General features: G+C 47.0%; 21 protein-coding genes. 11 read left to right on the top strand and 10 right to left on the bottom strand.

Translation table 11 applies throughout. The annotated features are described in order from the left end of the window. Positions 1-68 precede the first annotated feature (68 nt). From QFZ80_RS01370 to QFZ80_RS01360, 3 genes are all read left to right on the top strand, one after another. On the top strand, positions 69-1,115 hold the full coding sequence (locus QFZ80_RS01370) for a LacI family DNA-binding transcriptional regulator (RefSeq protein WP_307556848.1): 1,047 nt from the start codon (positions 69-71) through the stop codon (positions 1,113-1,115). A 141-nt stretch (positions 1,116-1,256) separates the two neighbouring features. Next, positions 1,257-2,267 carry an RluA family pseudouridine synthase gene (locus QFZ80_RS01365; protein WP_373459989.1) on the top strand — a complete coding sequence of 337 codons (1,011 nt, stop codon included), beginning with the start codon at positions 1,257-1,259 and terminating at the stop codon, positions 2,265-2,267. Between the two features lie 22 nt (positions 2,268-2,289). Next, entirely contained in the window at positions 2,290-3,246 is a 957-nt protein-coding gene (locus QFZ80_RS01360; protein ID WP_307549532.1) for a D-2-hydroxyacid dehydrogenase, read from the top strand. A 221-nt stretch (positions 3,247-3,467) separates the two neighbouring features. Here the strand turns inward: QFZ80_RS01360 and QFZ80_RS01355 are convergent, their stop codons facing one another. Further along, positions 3,468-4,343, bottom strand: a complete 876-nt coding sequence (locus tag QFZ80_RS01355) for a 1,4-dihydroxy-6-naphtoate synthase (protein ID WP_307549533.1) — start codon at positions 4,341-4,343, stop codon at positions 3,468-3,470. 1 nt (position 4,344) lies between these two features. After that, complete coding sequence (locus QFZ80_RS01350; protein ID WP_307549535.1) at positions 4,345-4,983, bottom strand: futalosine hydrolase; 639 nt, start codon at positions 4,981-4,983, stop codon at positions 4,345-4,347. 199 nt (positions 4,984-5,182) lie between these two features. On the opposite strand from QFZ80_RS01350, the gene QFZ80_RS01345 reads away from it, so the two are divergent. Then, positions 5,183-5,788, top strand: coding sequence for a DUF2087 domain-containing protein (locus tag QFZ80_RS01345; RefSeq protein ID WP_307549537.1), 606 nt, complete (start codon positions 5,183-5,185; stop codon positions 5,786-5,788). 77 nt (positions 5,789-5,865) lie between these two features. On the opposite strand, the gene QFZ80_RS01340 is transcribed toward QFZ80_RS01345, so the two are convergent. The 3 genes from QFZ80_RS01340 to QFZ80_RS01330 form a co-directional block, all read right to left on the bottom strand. After that, complete coding sequence (locus QFZ80_RS01340) at positions 5,866-6,228, bottom strand: VOC family protein (protein ID WP_307549539.1); 363 nt, start codon at positions 6,226-6,228, stop codon at positions 5,866-5,868. Positions 6,229-6,299: 71 nt separating this feature from the next. Further along, on the bottom strand, positions 6,300-6,530 hold the full coding sequence (locus tag QFZ80_RS01335; RefSeq protein WP_307549542.1) for a helix-turn-helix domain-containing protein: 231 nt from the start codon (positions 6,528-6,530) through the stop codon (positions 6,300-6,302). Continuing rightward, positions 6,520-7,785: a mannosyltransferase family protein gene (locus QFZ80_RS01330; protein ID WP_307549543.1), complete on the bottom strand. Its 1,266-nt coding sequence runs from the start codon at positions 7,783-7,785 to the stop codon at positions 6,520-6,522. Before QFZ80_RS01330 ends, QFZ80_RS01335 begins: the two co-directional genes overlap by 11 nt. Before the next feature lie 205 nt (positions 7,786-7,990). Here QFZ80_RS01330 and QFZ80_RS01325 point away from each other — a divergent pair, with 205 nt between their 5' ends. The 7 genes from QFZ80_RS01325 to QFZ80_RS01295 all read left to right on the top strand — a co-directional run bounded on the left by QFZ80_RS01325 (position 7,991) and on the right by QFZ80_RS01295 (position 11,706). Next, positions 7,991-9,013, top strand: coding sequence for a glycosyltransferase family 2 protein (locus QFZ80_RS01325; RefSeq protein ID WP_307549545.1), 1,023 nt, complete (start codon positions 7,991-7,993; stop codon positions 9,011-9,013). Positions 9,014-9,020: 7 nt separating this feature from the next. Next, on the top strand, positions 9,021-9,467 hold the full coding sequence (locus QFZ80_RS01320; RefSeq protein WP_307556846.1) for a GtrA family protein: 447 nt from the start codon (positions 9,021-9,023) through the stop codon (positions 9,465-9,467). A 20-nt stretch (positions 9,468-9,487) separates the two neighbouring features. Further along, positions 9,488-9,781, top strand: a complete 294-nt coding sequence (locus QFZ80_RS01315) for an alpha/beta-type small acid-soluble spore protein (protein ID WP_029199178.1) — start codon at positions 9,488-9,490, stop codon at positions 9,779-9,781. A gap of 100 nt (positions 9,782-9,881) precedes the next feature. Continuing rightward, positions 9,882-10,325, top strand: a complete 444-nt coding sequence (locus QFZ80_RS01310; RefSeq protein WP_307549549.1) for an Hsp20/alpha crystallin family protein — start codon at positions 9,882-9,884, stop codon at positions 10,323-10,325. Between the two features lie 246 nt (positions 10,326-10,571). After that, on the top strand, positions 10,572-10,790 hold the full coding sequence (locus QFZ80_RS01305) for a hypothetical protein (RefSeq protein WP_307549550.1): 219 nt from the start codon (positions 10,572-10,574) through the stop codon (positions 10,788-10,790). An 8-nt stretch (positions 10,791-10,798) separates the two neighbouring features. Further along, on the top strand, positions 10,799-11,344 hold the full coding sequence (locus QFZ80_RS01300; RefSeq protein ID WP_307549551.1) for a hypothetical protein: 546 nt from the start codon (positions 10,799-10,801) through the stop codon (positions 11,342-11,344). 26 nt (positions 11,345-11,370) lie between these two features. Next, positions 11,371-11,706 carry a hypothetical protein gene (locus tag QFZ80_RS01295; RefSeq protein ID WP_307549552.1) on the top strand — a complete coding sequence of 112 codons (336 nt, stop codon included), beginning with the start codon at positions 11,371-11,373 and terminating at the stop codon, positions 11,704-11,706. Between the two features lie 22 nt (positions 11,707-11,728). Here the strand turns inward: QFZ80_RS01295 and QFZ80_RS01290 are convergent, their stop codons facing one another. From QFZ80_RS01290 to QFZ80_RS01270, 5 genes are all read right to left on the bottom strand, one after another. Continuing rightward, a complete protein-coding gene (locus tag QFZ80_RS01290) occupies positions 11,729-11,989 on the bottom strand; it encodes a hypothetical protein (RefSeq protein ID WP_307549554.1) in 261 nt (86 codons plus the stop codon). Positions 11,990-12,009: 20 nt separating this feature from the next. Next, positions 12,010-12,252, bottom strand: a complete 243-nt coding sequence (locus QFZ80_RS01285) for a spore germination protein (RefSeq protein WP_307549555.1) — start codon at positions 12,250-12,252, stop codon at positions 12,010-12,012. A 151-nt stretch (positions 12,253-12,403) separates the two neighbouring features. Further along, positions 12,404-12,718 (bottom strand): hypothetical protein, encoded by a 315-nt coding sequence (locus tag QFZ80_RS01280; protein WP_307549556.1) that lies wholly within the window; start codon positions 12,716-12,718, stop codon positions 12,404-12,406. Positions 12,719-12,909: 191 nt separating this feature from the next. Then, positions 12,910-13,134, bottom strand: a complete 225-nt coding sequence (locus QFZ80_RS01275) for a DUF1128 domain-containing protein (protein ID WP_307549558.1) — start codon at positions 13,132-13,134, stop codon at positions 12,910-12,912. A 130-nt stretch (positions 13,135-13,264) separates the two neighbouring features. Further along, positions 13,265-13,859: TetR/AcrR family transcriptional regulator (locus tag QFZ80_RS01270; protein ID WP_307556844.1), on the bottom strand; the 595-nt coding region annotated here is incomplete at its 5' end.

Raw genomic sequence — 13,859 nt, 5'->3', positions numbered from 1 at the left:
TTTTTAGTTTAAATTTAGTTTAAAATTACAGTTCATTCATTTCATTGAAAAGGGGAATTCACCGACATATGCGCAAACGAATTACGCTTCACGATTTGGCCGCTGAGCTCGGTCTTACGATACAAACGGTGTCTAAAGCGCTGCGTGGACTCCCCGGCATGTCCGAACAAACACGAAGTGAAGTGTTCCGGCTGGCACGCGAGCTTGGCTATATGACCAAAGATCAGAAACAAACGCTGCAGCTGGATCATATTTCACCCTACCCTGTTGTAAAGCGCCGGTTTGTGCTGGTCCAAAATAAACAGTCTTTAAACTTCAATCGACTATTACTGCAAGGACTGCACGAAAGATTCATGGAATTCGGCCACACGGTACAGCCTCTCCTCATCCCTCCACAGCTAAAGCCCTCACAATTTGAAGCATGGGCGGATGAGCAAGAGCTGATGTATGCGGAAGGTGTGTTCATAGCACCGCGGATGAATTTGGATCTTCTGGAGCTGAAATTGTTGGAGCTTCCGCTCCCTCGCATTCTGCTGAACTTCCCACCACCGGAAACTAAGGTGGACAGTGTGATCTGGGATGTATACGAGGCTGTTTTCCAAGCGGTTCGAAGACTTGTGCGAATGGGGCATCGGAAGATTATGTACGTCGGAGATGCGTTGGATCAACGTGGCTTCGTTATCCGGTGGCAGGCCTTTCGCGAGGCGATGAAAGAAGCCGGGTTTTCGGTGGATCCGCAAGAACATGCAACGGAGCGAGACGGCACAGATCGATGGCTGCAGAATTTCGGAGTGCTCTATAGGATGCATAAGCCCACGGCCGTTATTTGCGGTATCGATGAGGAAGCTGCGCCTGTGTATCACACGCTGCGCCGCCTAGGGGTTGCTGTTCCGCAGCAATGCTCGTTAGTCGCACTGCTCAATGAACAAAGTGACACGCTTCCCCTGTGCTCACGCCCGCAGCTGCCGATTCGAGAAACCGGCTATCGCGCAGCGGATCGGATGCTTTGGCGAATTGCGAATCCTCATTTACCGTTTGAACATGTGCGGTTACAGGGAGACTTTTTCGCGGGAAGCACGATTCAGAAGCTGGCGGGACAGGTAGCAGATAAGTAAATTCCCGTGACATGTACCATGTAAGTCGCGCGCTATATAGGATCTTCCCTCATAGCGTTTCTTTTGCTTTTGCGAACGTGGTATATTGTAAGGTGAATGATCTGACCGGAAGGTAAGCGATCGCAATAGGAGGTCTTTTGTATGCAAAAGAAGCAAGGTAAGTTTCAAAGTCCAAACAAAAACCAGAACCAGAATCCCAAATTCAAGCAAAATAAGAGTCAGAGCCAGAATCCTACTCCGTCTAAAGGTAACCAAGAGATGAGCACTCGCCAGTACACCGTCAAGGAGTCCTCTGAGCTTCTGCCTTTTTTAATAGAAAAGCTTTCGAGCTTGGGCCGAAATTCGGTTAAAGCCATACTTGCCCGTGGACAAGTCGCCGTAAATGGAAAAGCCGTAACAGCTTACAATTATCCATTGCAGCCAGAGCAAACGGTGACCATTAACAAGGATAAAATCGTCGAAGATATCCCGCTTGCTGGCATGACGATTTTGCATGAAGATGAAGATGTGATTGTCATTCAAAAGGATGCCGGGCTATTATCGATCGCTACAAATACGAAAGAAAATGAGATTACAGCCTATCGGCAGCTCACGGCACATGTTCGGAACCACGATCCGAAGGCTCGGATTTTCGTTGTACATAGACTGGATCGAGATACATCCGGCGTGATGATGTTTGCCAAAAACGAGGAGGCTCAGCAGCACCTACAGAACACTTGGCAGGAGAGTGTCAAAGAACGCACGTACGTTGCCCTGGTTGAAGGTATGGTGAAGAAGCCTGAAGGGACCATTTCCTCATGGCTCAAAGAGCATACGAAGTCGCTTAAAATGTTTTCGACACCGTATCCAAATGATGGACAGCACGCAGTTACTCATTTTAAAACGTTACAAGCGAACCGGAGCTTTTCACTGTTAGAGGTAAATCTCGAAACCGGCCGCAAAAATCAAATCCGCGTTCATATGCAGGACATCGGCCACCCCGTTGTTGGCGATAAGAAATACGGTTCAAAAACGAAGGAAATCGGCCGCCTTGGACTGCATGCGCGTGTGCTTGCATTTTTGCATCCGACAACGGGTCAGCTACTGCGATTTGAGACGCATATTCCGAAGCTGTTTTTGAATCCGTTTAAAGAGTTACCTGCGAAGAAATAAATGGCTTGGGGAGCGATAAGAGATGCAAATCGTTGTGCTTGATGGCTACACACTAAATCCTGGTGATCTGAACTGGAGCGGATTAGATTCCCTTGGTGAGCTTGTTGTCTATGATCGAACTGCTGAATCGCAGATCGTTGAGCGCGCTGCTCACGCGGAGATTGTGCTGACGAATAAAACGCCGCTTTCCGCTCAAATGCTTCAGCAGCTGCCCAAGCTTCGCTATATCGGCGTACTTGCGACCGGGTACAATATCGTTGATATTCAAGCTGCAAAGGAGAATGGCATTATTGTCACTAACGTTCCTGCTTACAGCTCGCATTCTGTTGCTCAACTGGTCTTTGCTTTGTTATTGGAGTTTTGCCATCGGGTGCAGCAGCATAGTGACAGCGTGCTTAATGGGGATTGGTCTGGGTCTATTGATTTCTGCTACAGCCGATCTACGCTCGTGGAGTTAAGCGGTCAAACCATGGGACTGATTGGCTTAGGGCAAATCGGCAAACAAACCGCGTTGATCGCACAGGCGATGGGGATGAAAGTTATCGCGACTGGCAGCGGAAGAAATGTCCCTCAACCTGTTGAGGGTATCGAGTGGGTGCTGCTCGACGAGCTGCTGCAGCGCTCTGATGTCATTAGTCTCCACTGTCCGTTGACACCGGCAACGAATCAACTGATAGATGCTAAACGGATAGCTCAGATGAAACCGACGGCTATTTTAATTAATACAGCACGAGGCAGCCTTCTCAATGAGGAGGATGTCGCTCATGCGCTCAACGAAGGCAGATTGGCAGGAGCCGGTCTCGATGTGCTGACCGTAGAACCGCCTCGGCCAGACAATCCCTTGCTGCATGCGAAAAATGTGATCATTACCCCGCATATCGCGTGGGCAACAAGAGAAGCACGAGCTAGACTGATGAACACGGCGATTGGTAATGTACGTGCTTATCTAGATGGGCGTCCGGTGAATGTGGTTGGGTAGCTACGAAGACTTGAATAGGTAATCCAACCAGCTGATCTAGCCTGCTCTCTTGCCCCGCAGACATGAACGAAATCAGCCATAGGGACGAAAAAACCACCATGATAGGGTTCGCTCCCTAAACGGTGGTCTTCTCTATGTACAAAACCATGCGGGCTGCGGGTATGCATAGCCTCGTTATTTAGACCGCTTAAGTGTTCGCGCACTTAAGCGGTTTTTTGTTGTTATTTCAACAATGCTGCATAATCCATCTGCGGCACAAGCCCTTCCTCTGCTGCCCGCTGGAGCAAGGTCAAGACGGCGCCATAGCCGCTCTCACCCAGATCAGCGGTAAACTCATTCACATACAGGTCGATGTGCGCCCCTGCGACCTGAGGGTCCATCTCCTGCGCGTGCTCCATGACGTAGTCGCGCGATGCTTCCGGATGCGCCCACGCGTATTCGACCGAGGCGCGGGCCCAGCCCGCAAGCGCCTCAAGATCCATGGAGCGCCGCGCAATGATGGCGCCCAGCGGGATCGGCAGGTTGGTGTCCGACTCCCACCAACTGCCCAGATCTGTGAGAAGCGCTAACCCGTACGACGGGTAAGTGAAGCGCGCTTCATGAATGACAAGGCCGGCATCGATGAGGCCGTCCCGCACGGCGGGCATGATCTCGTGGAACGGCATGACCACGATTTCGCCAACGCCGCCCGGAACGTTCTGTGCCGCCCAGAGGCGGAACAGTAAGTACGCGGTCGAGCGCTCGCTCGGCACAGCGACCCGGCGGCCGCTGAGCATGGCCGGGTCTGGCACTGTTCCCGCTGTTCCCGTTTTCCCCGCTGCTCCAGCTATGCCGCTGTGCTTCATCAGCACCAGCGGTCCGCAACCTCTGCCCAAGGCGCCGCCGCAAGGCAGCAGAGCATAGTCCTTCAGCACCCAAGGCAGTGCTGCGTAAGAAATCTTGAGGACATCCGGCCCGCTGCCTTCAGCAGCTAGCTTGTTCGTAATGTCGATGTCAGCATATAAGACATCCAGCTCGGGGGCACCTGGGATTAACCCATGCGCCCAAGCATGGAAAACAAATGTATCATTTGGACAAGGTGAATACGCAATCTTCATATTAAAGCACCTCCGCTAGGACTGAACTTGCTGCTTCTAAAGCCTTAAAGGCATCACCGATACGCCAAGCGTCTCGGTCACGAGGACCAACCGCATTGGAGATCGCGCGGATCTCCAGCACAGGCACGCCGCGCTGCTGCGCAGCTGTCGCAATGCCGAAGCCTTCCATGGCTTCGGCAGCGGCTCCAGGCACGCGCGCAGCCAGCGCAGCTGCTGTTGCTGCCGTCCCGGTGGCTGTTGCCACCGTGAGTACTGGCGCCATTTGCGCCTGCAGACCAGCGGCTAACAACGCCGCTGTCAATCGCTCGGCCACATCCGCGGGAACACCAACGCGCGTCGAGCCGAAGCCAAGTTCATCCAAGCTGCTGAAGCCATCCAGCAGCTCCACACCAAGGTCCGCGGCGATGATCTCGCTCGCCACAACAAGCGAGCCTATCTCCGCTTGACCTACAAATCCGCCGGCAATACCGGCGATTACAACCAAGTCATATTCAGCTTTCGCAAGCTCTATCGCTCCGTTCACTGCTGCCGCAGCAAGTCCAACGCCAGCTAGTGCAAATTCAAACCTGCTGTCATGGCCAAGGCCGCGCTGGACTGCATCTCTTTCAGGAGCTACAGCTGTCATTACAAGTACACGCATCGTTGTTCCAATCCCCTTTTATGATCAATAACCATTCTTATATACGATTATTTTACATGACCATGATCAAATAGGAAACTTTTCGAGGAATGCCCAACTTCTCGATCGATTCCATTGTGTTGACAATTTCATCTAATTTAATTATTATCTAATTAGATACTAGTCAAATTAGATACTCGTTTAAGGAGGTGCAACCGCCATGCAATTAGATAAAATCATTACCTATCACAAGGCTCTAGCCGATGCAACTCGAATTCGCATGCTCATTTTACTAGCCGATGGAGAGCTGAATGGTCAAGTACTTGCCGAGAAATTGGGTGTTACCCCAGCAACTATTACCCATCACGCAGCCAAGCTTCGCGAGGCCAGCCTCATCAATGAGCGTAGAGACAAGAACACCATTTACTTCACTTTAAATGAATATTTCATTCACAGTAATGCCGCCGCGACGGCTGATCTCATTTTCAAAAATAAGAAAGGAGGTACAGAATCTATGAAGGATGAAGATCGTAATCAGAATCTCAAGCAATCTGTCATTCGAAACTTTATAACCTTAGATGGCAAACTCAAGCATATCCCTGCTCAGCTCAAAAAAAAGCTTATCGTCCTAGAACATCTTGTAGAACAGCTTGAAAAAGGACGCACCTACACAGAGAAGGAACTGAATGCATTTATTAAGAACTACCACCCTGATTTCGCAACGATTCGACGAGAATTCATTATGCACCAGTTCATGTTTCGCGAGAACGAGATCTATGAACTCAATCCCGTGGAGATGTGGGCCAAATGGGAGAATTTATCCTAATTCAGATTGGATTCATAAAAAAAGGACGGTTCCCAGTCGATTACACGACCTAAGAACTCGTCCTTGCCTTCATATCCTTACCCTTTTAAAAGAAACGTATTACCATCCTCATCCTTAAATGTGGCAAAAGTTCCCCACTGCATCTTGGATAGTTCCCCTTCGAATTCAACGCCTTTGGACTTCATGTTCGCGTAGGTCGTCTGAATATCATCCGTAACAAAGACCACAGAAGGCTTAAGTTCGGCATAATTTGGCATCATGCTTTTCGGATAAATGACTAGTGCGGACTCCGCTCCTTGCGGCGCTACCTCTAACCAGAAAGAATTAGGACCCATTGGCGTTTCACGAACGACTTCAAATCCAACTTTTTCGGTCCAAAACGTTTTGGCCTTTTGCTGATCTTCCACATAAATGCCAACTGTTGCTATTTTCTGAATCATGAATGATTCCTCCCTGTTTGTGTTCGTTGATTTAACGCTTGTCTCAGTTGGAATCATAGCATTAATGTTTCTTATTCGTCTTGTAAAAATACGACATTCTTCGATTGCTTCCTTTGCTCGAAAGCACGCAGTATCCACTTTTTGTATTCAGCTGGTGTTATGCCTAGAGATTTCTTGAAATCTTTGGAGAAGTGCGCATAATCATAGTAGCCATATTCCGTCATACAGGTATGCATAAGCGGCTGGGGCAATGATTCATGTTCCGGCCGCTTTTCGTCATTCAACCCTGTTTTAGATAACAAAATAATACCCATTAAAAAAGCCAATCGTCACGAAAACCTGTAGAATCATAAACAGCATCATATAGAAAATCCGGGCATTTTCCCACTTTTCGGTTAACCTCACTAAGTAGAAATAAAGCGGTATACTCACCATCATATAGCGTACGACGCTTACGAGAAATAAGGGTTGACTTGAAAATGGGATGACGATTAACAGCAAGCCATAAACGAAAAATAGCAGCTCGTGCTTATTTATCAGCAGCTTTTTTACATGGACTATCAAATAACTTAAGAAAACAAGTAACACAGCCGTCGATACGGTAAAAGCAATGAAGCCGTTATCCCAGCCATCAGGCGTGGAGAAGTAAGGCTTTTTCAAATAACCAAAATAATTGACAAACGGGGCGGTAGTATACCGGAACCAGTGCAAGCTCTGTTCATGGAAAGGTGCCAAGAAATCACCGGTGACGATTTTCATATGTAGGAGATAAATACCCATTGGGATAAGGGATAAAATGCTGTACAACGACCATTTCAGGTAACGCCAGGTCCATTTGAACCCTTCGTCCATAAACACGGTACCCATGACAAAAGCAAGGTTGATAAACCCAGGCACCCTTGTTACAGTGGATAAGCTAGCAGCTATAAAAGCGAGTGCATACTTTTTGCTGCCTGCATAATAGATGGAGGCTGCCGAGAGCAGCAGAAATAGACTCTCTGTATACGGTAGGGTATAGTAAAGCGACGATGGGTATATCACAATTAGTAATAGTACGGTTCCCGCCTGACGTTCACTGAGTCCCCGCTGCAAGGCAATAAAATAGATATAAATAAGAGCTCCAAGCAAACATAGATTCGAAACGATCATACCGACTATCGCAGGCTCGAACCAAAATATTTTACCAAGTAAGAAAATCAGCAGCGGGAATAATGGAAAGAAAACCCAATTTGCTGCTGTATGTGGTTCGTCCATCCGAAATTTATCATAACCTTGTGTCGCTATTTTTAAATAGGAATACGTGTCAAACTTGATAAAATCCTCTAATTTCAGCTTTTCCGTAGAAGCTAGTTCTCCAGGAAGCTTCAGCGTCCACTTGGACAAGGTACCTGGTACATTCTGCATATAAACCGGTACCTGAGAAGATTTACTGAACAAATTCATCCCGATATATCCAGTAAATAACAGGAGTGCACGAGAAATAATCACAAGCAAGACAATCGACAGTATCACATTGGCCTTCCCTCTTTTTGGCACTTTCTCTATCCGTTGTTCCATCCTCCATCTCTCCTATCCAAGCATCATTTATCTTTTCTGTAAATTTACCTGATTCCTCCTCTTTTACCAAGTTAAGGATTCGTAAAGAGCCTATTAATAAGGACGTTCATTTGTTAAAAATGTTTAATTTTCGTTAAAAATTAATATTTTACATACATTACGATATAATGAAAGCCATATATCATCCTTTAATCCCCTTTTCAGAATGGAGACGAGAATTGTGGTTTATCCCGTTTTGACCATTGTGGTCCCCTGCTATAACGAAGAAGAAGTACTTCCTGAAACGGTATTCCAACTTACTAATGTGTTACAAACTCTCATCTCTGATAAGCTAATTGCCACAACAAGCTCAGTACTGTTTGTCGATGATGGCAGCAAGGATGCAACTTGGACGCTTATTGAACGCTTCCACGCTTCCAGTCCCTTTATGACTGGGCTTAAGCTTGCGAAAAATGCCGGCCATCAAAGCGCTTTGCTTGCCGGGCTTATGAAAGCCAAGACCTATTCGGACTGCGTCGTTTCCATCGATGCTGATCTGCAAGATGATACGAATGTCATTCGCGAATTTATCGTCAAATTTCACGAAGGATACGATATCGTTTACGGGATCCGACAGGATCGCTCAGCGGATACGTTCTTCAAGAGAGCCACGGCCCAAGGCTTTTATAAGCTAATGACATCGCTTGGTGTGAAAATTCATTATAATCACGCAGATTTCCGCTTAATGAGCAAGCGTACTCTCGAAAATTTGGAGAAGTTTCAAGAGGTCAATTTATTTCTTCGCGGCATGGTGCCTTTGCTCGGCTTCCCATCCACTCAGGTCTATTACGACCGTAAAGAACGCTTTGCCGGAGAATCCAAATATCCGCTTCGCAAAATGCTCGCATTCGCCTTGGATGGCATCACGTCGTTCAGTGTAACTCCTATTCGCTTCGTCACCTTGATGGGTTTCCTCTTATTCGCGTTGAGTGTCGTTGCCGGTTTATACGCAATTGTAGGCAAAATCCTCGGAGCGAACGTTACCGGTTGGACATCGCTTATTCTTTCGGTTTGGTTTATTGGGGGCGTTCAGCTTCTCGCTCTCGGCTTAATTGGTGAATACATAGGTAAAATATATAAAGAAGTGAAGCAGCGACCGCTTTTCGTCATTGAGAAAGATTTGACAGCCACTGGACAAGAACAGGAAACGGTCCATCCTCCATCCACTCAAGTAAGTTCCACACGGTGATCCTACGATGAACCGGATAAAAGCTTTGTTGACTAGCAGCTTCGCTCGCTTCTTACTTGTCGGACTGTTTAATACGTTGGTTGGCCTGTCAGCCAGCTTTGCTTTCTTTAATCTGCTGCACCTGAATTATTGGATATCCACTTTCGCAGGAAATACCCTAGGCGCTATAGTTAGCTACACGTTGAATCGTACATTTACGTTTCGTTCCAATGTCAGCGTCGGCAGCAGTTGGTGGAAATTTGCTGTTGTTATTTTGAGCTGTTATGGCGTCTCTTATGGCTTAAGTTGGCTTCTTGCAGAAGCAGCAAGCTCGGTCATGCCATCCGTACGGACAGATTGGCTGCACAATGCTGCCATTTTGATTGGGAATGGCTTGTATACGATTGGAAATTATTTGGGACATAAATATTTTACATTCCGTACTCATGGTATGGACAACCCCAGGGCATCCTAATCACCAAGAGGTGATGCCTAATGGCACGAAGAAGAAGCAACCGGGCCATCGTGCCCGGATCGGAACACGGCTTGGGACTTCTCAAGGCGCAGGTCATGAAGAATCAGGGGTATAATGTCAACCCAGAACGACCTGATCTCGTAAAATATGAAGTAGCCCGAACGCTTGGCGTCCCCCTTCAACAGGGCTACAACGGGCAGCTTAGCTCGGAAGACGCGGGCAAGGTCGGCGGTCCGATTGGTGGGGCCATGGTGCGTGAGCTTGTGCGCATGGCGCAGCAGCAGCTCGCGAATCAGCGGCCACCGCAGCGATAGGTTCATGACAGACAGCCATATTCCGCCGCTGGTGAACATAAACTAGTAGCAAGCTGCTCGCAGCGCTACTTTCTATGTAGAAGTCAGGTGATGATGGCCGATGAATCCCCCAGGCAACCGAACGCCTAAGCCCGATTGGAAAGGGCTGTCGGCGCAAGCTGGCGATGTGCTGGGCCCCGAATTCTGGCAGGACATTGCCAGTATCATCCCGCTAACCGGGCCAAGAGTCGATATGTATGAGACACCACAGGAACTCGTTGTTGTGGCTGAAGTTCCCGGATTGTCTTCGCCCGAGCAGATTCAGCTTTCTTTCCGTGACCAATCGCTGCTTATGCGTGGGATGCTCGTTCGGCCCTACCAAGTACTCGATGAGCAAATGCGGTTGTCCGAGCGATTTTTTGGTGCATTCGAGAGAGTTTTCCGCCTACCCGGTAACGCTATGACCGACCAAATGCGGGCGCAGTATCACAACGGTTTACTCATCATTCGAATCCCGCTTGCTCCTCCGGATGGAGAGAAGGTTATCCCTATACAGTTCACGTAATGAACCAACTCTGGAGTAGCCGTTTGATAAATGACTCCGCAATCCTTCAAAGTTAAGCCACATTCATCAAGGTTGATGGTGAACGAACCAAATAAAGATTACCTTCTAACCGGCCTTTTTGGCCGATTGGTTGGTAATCTTTTTCATATCCAAAAATGAATCTTTACCAAAAAGAGAAATGAATCTCCCTTTGTCCCCATATAAATAAAAGAGATCGTTCGGAAATGCAGGATTGGAGGGATTATTATGGTACGCATACAATTTCAATCTATTCATATTGATGGAATCGCAGAAACATCCAGTGTGAATAAGGGCTCGAATCGGATCATCGGAAGGCGCCATTCCTTGAAGGTTAATCAGGGGCTAGGGGAGATAAGCGGGGAGCAAAATGTTATTATGGGTGGCAAGCATGTTGTCCAAGATGGCGACACCTTTGATGTTAAACCATCTATACGAAAGAGCTGAGATTGCCCATGTGGTTTCAAAAAAAGAAGAAATCGTCCCCACTCAAAACGCAGCCAACGACAACAACATCAACGGCTAAAGCTAAAGTGTCACCCCCAGCTAGTTCTGGAATTCGTTCTGAAGCTAGATCGGAATTTAAAACTGGAGCCATGTCTCCCATTCACGACCAACATGTTCAGCAATTAGAACGGCGTCTACGTAAATTGGAAGAAGAATTAGCTGATCTTACTGCCAAACACCCGAAGATACATATAGATACCCTGCATATCCACCAACCTGTCTTAGAAAACTTAACCTTTCGGCTGGATCAACTCGATATCAAGGAACTGAGCGGTTCTTTGAATTTAGGTAACAATTTCGGTGCCAAGCCAAGTGAGAAAAGTGTACCCGTTGATGAAGCTTTTAAACGTGCTCATGTGTCAAAAGAAAGCAAGGCCGCCGGCTCTCGTACAACTGGTGAAGGTGTAGACGTTGATTCTCAAGCTGCTGCCGCATCCAAAACAGAGCGAACCTCTACCGGTTATAAATACACACCACCACATTCCAAATCGTAAAGAGGTGATATAAGGTGTCCTCCTTCATGTCCCCAACGTTTATTATCGGCTCAATCCGCATCGGATCGGTAGAAAGCGCATCCTGCATCAATATGGGCAACAATTGGCCGACCGATTTTCAAAGCAATCAGAAAACGGTCCAAGGCTTTGGCGCTGTTGAAGGCGACAACAATCAGCTAGTTGGAACTCGTTCGATGCTCAACGACTCTGATTTCCTTGATATGCTCAATATCGGCGATAACGAAACGCCCGAATGGCTGCATGACATGATTGCCAATCAGGCTCAGACTTCCGGCTTTACCCCTGCTCCCACCAACTCACAGGCTGAACAAACAACAAATGCTCCGCAAACTGCTGATTGAAGCAGCTGCGGAGCATGCTTTTTTATACACGGCCAATGATCAAGTCCCCTTTGGTATAAGGCGCATCGATGATGTCATTATCGTAAACCGTATTGATATTATAAAGCACGTAATTATGGTCACCGTTTATTTCTCCAAGGCCATTGTTCCCTTTCCCACTTGTAGACCAATTCACTTGTGTATTGGTGCCAATAAAAATACCGGATCCATCGGTTATGGAATTCACATGGATAGCATCAAATTCAATGAGCGGCGGCTCTTGTGGACACGGTAATTTCAGCATGGCTTTCACCCACCATTCAACTAGGCTTGGTTATTGACAGCTGGTTTAAAATCCTGATCATTAATCGGCGAGTCGATAAAGTCGTTGTCATAGATGAAATTAACGATATTGGCGGAGACGGAATTGCCGATAAATTCACCGGTTCCGTAATTGTTTTTGCTGTGAGAATCCCAGCTGGATTGCGCATTCTCACCGATCCCGATGGTTGCATTCGTATTCTGATTATTAATATTAATCATGTTAAAAACGATGGAACTCGGCACACTGCTCACTCCCTATACTTGGCTAACTTCCAGCTTCTTCTGCCCAGCTTGAGGGACTTTGGCCGGAGACTTGTATGTTAGCCTATTCATCCAGAGCCGAAATGGTACCAAAAAAAAAAGGCCCTTTCCCTAATTGGGAAAGAGTCCTCCTTTACCAGAAGAATCCTGGACCACCGAAGCCGCCGCCATAGAAGTTACCGCCATATGGGTAACCACCAAAGCCACCGCCATAGCCAAATCCACCACCATAAGCATAAGGTGCTGTACCAATCGCTAACAGATCAAACAAAACCAAAGGAATAATGGCTTTTACTTGAACCTTTTTGCCGTTTTGTGGAGCAACAATCAACGTGTTACCGCTGATCCGCACCAATTTACCAGTTACTTGAGTTCCGTCTTTCTTAAGAGCCACGATATTTTTCCCGACCAATTTCCGAACGTCGTCTTTACGAATTTTGGATGCCACGAACGTCCACCTCCTTCAGCTACCAGAGATACATTGCTCTACAGTGTACGGCTGTGTAGGTAACATCGCTTGGATAGCTGTCCATTCTTCGGTAAAAATACGCGGTTGTCCCCGCTCCGTTCAACGCAAAAAAATGCCGTATCTCCAGCCTTAAGGCCAAGAATACGACAATTTTTTTGATAAAAAAATGCTTATGCTTTACGAATCTTACCGAGCTCTGTGGTAATCGCATCGATTTCGCTAATGCTGAAATTATTTTTGCTGACGACCAAATCGTATAAGTCCTTCAAGTCCTCGTATACTTCCTGCTTGACGTTCGAGGCTTTAATCGACCCACCGGTAGCCATGCGCAGCTTTCTCTTAATTTCTTCAAACATAAATTCCACGTTTTCTTCCGACCAATTGTTCAAATCCATGTGATATGTTCATCCTTCCTTGCTTCTCTTTTCATTATTCTAAAGCACAGGCTGGTTAATGTAAAATACAAGCTTGTCGCTAACAAAAAAAAAGGGAAGAAAGACCCTCGTCTCACTTCCTTGATTCCTTCTATATGACAATCGATTTTGGTAGATTCGGGCTAACCATTTTAACAAGCGGACGCTGCAGTTCATAGGAATCCAAATCCAAGCTAACACAGATGAGACGGATATGCTCTTCAGCCAGTTTTCGCGCATCCTCATAGGATTGTTTGAACTGAATGCAGTAGGAGATGAGGCCATGTAAGGACATAAACAAATTCCACGGAAGTGTAAACTTCCTGCTCTCGGCTCCCGGTTGATCGGCCATTACTTTACGGATAACAATAGCAAACATTTCCAAGGATTGTGCTTGCTCGGTACGCGAATATTGCTGCAGTTCTGGCTCGTTAATCATGAACATCATTTCGTAATGATGCGGATTATTCAAACCAAACCTAACGAACTCCATCATCAGCTTTTGAAGCAGATTCACGCTAAACCCTTGCTCACGAACTATCATTTCCCGCTGACGCTGTACTAATTCGGAGAAATCTTCCTTAATTAACGCATAAAACAGTTCAGCTTTCTCGTTAAAATGGTAATATAGCGCACCATGGCTGTACCCCATTGCTTTAGCGATGCTGCGCATCGTTAAAGCGCGATAGCCGAAAGTAGCGAATAAT

Origin of the sequence: Paenibacillus sp. V4I7, assembly GCF_030817275.1 — a bacterium.
GTDB lineage: Bacteria > Bacillota > Bacilli > Paenibacillales > NBRC-103111 > Paenibacillus_E.
The sequence above is the reverse complement of the archived record's forward strand: the minus strand, read 5'-3'. Positions and strand labels throughout refer to the sequence as shown.

Excerpts from the sequence above, each read along its gene's own strand:
- QFZ80_RS01340 (WP_307549539.1), bottom strand. The coding sequence starts at position 6,228 with ATGATTCAGAAAATAGCAACAGTTGGCATTTATGTGGAAGATCAGCAA.
- QFZ80_RS01325 (WP_307549545.1), top strand. The coding sequence starts at position 7,991 with ATGGAGACGAGAATTGTGGTTTATCCCGTTTTGACCATTGTGGTCCCC.
- QFZ80_RS01365 (WP_373459989.1), top strand. The coding sequence starts at position 1,257 with ATGCAAAAGAAGCAAGGTAAGTTTCAAAGTCCAAACAAAAACCAGAAC.
- QFZ80_RS01305 (WP_307549550.1), top strand. The coding sequence starts at position 10,572 with ATGGTACGCATACAATTTCAATCTATTCATATTGATGGAATCGCAGAA.
- QFZ80_RS01320 (WP_307556846.1), top strand. The coding sequence starts at position 9,021 with ATGAACCGGATAAAAGCTTTGTTGACTAGCAGCTTCGCTCGCTTCTTA.
- QFZ80_RS01345 (WP_307549537.1), top strand. The coding sequence starts at position 5,183 with ATGCAATTAGATAAAATCATTACCTATCACAAGGCTCTAGCCGATGCA.
- QFZ80_RS01290 (WP_307549554.1), bottom strand. The coding sequence starts at position 11,989 with ATGCTGAAATTACCGTGTCCACAAGAGCCGCCGCTCATTGAATTTGAT.
- QFZ80_RS01315 (WP_029199178.1), top strand. The coding sequence starts at position 9,488 with ATGGCACGAAGAAGAAGCAACCGGGCCATCGTGCCCGGATCGGAACAC.
- QFZ80_RS01360 (WP_307549532.1), top strand. The coding sequence starts at position 2,290 with ATGCAAATCGTTGTGCTTGATGGCTACACACTAAATCCTGGTGATCTG.
- QFZ80_RS01295 (WP_307549552.1), top strand. The coding sequence starts at position 11,371 with ATGTCCCCAACGTTTATTATCGGCTCAATCCGCATCGGATCGGTAGAA.
- QFZ80_RS01310 (WP_307549549.1), top strand. The coding sequence starts at position 9,882 with ATGAATCCCCCAGGCAACCGAACGCCTAAGCCCGATTGGAAAGGGCTG.
- QFZ80_RS01275 (WP_307549558.1), bottom strand. The coding sequence starts at position 13,134 with ATGGATTTGAACAATTGGTCGGAAGAAAACGTGGAATTTATGTTTGAA.
- QFZ80_RS01350 (WP_307549535.1), bottom strand. The coding sequence starts at position 4,983 with ATGCGTGTACTTGTAATGACAGCTGTAGCTCCTGAAAGAGATGCAGTC.
- QFZ80_RS01355 (WP_307549533.1), bottom strand. The coding sequence starts at position 4,343 with ATGAAGATTGCGTATTCACCTTGTCCAAATGATACATTTGTTTTCCAT.
- QFZ80_RS01370 (WP_307556848.1), top strand. The coding sequence starts at position 69 with ATGCGCAAACGAATTACGCTTCACGATTTGGCCGCTGAGCTCGGTCTT.
- QFZ80_RS01330 (WP_307549543.1), bottom strand. The coding sequence starts at position 7,785 with ATGGAACAACGGATAGAGAAAGTGCCAAAAAGAGGGAAGGCCAATGTG.
- QFZ80_RS01300 (WP_307549551.1), top strand. The coding sequence starts at position 10,799 with ATGTGGTTTCAAAAAAAGAAGAAATCGTCCCCACTCAAAACGCAGCCA.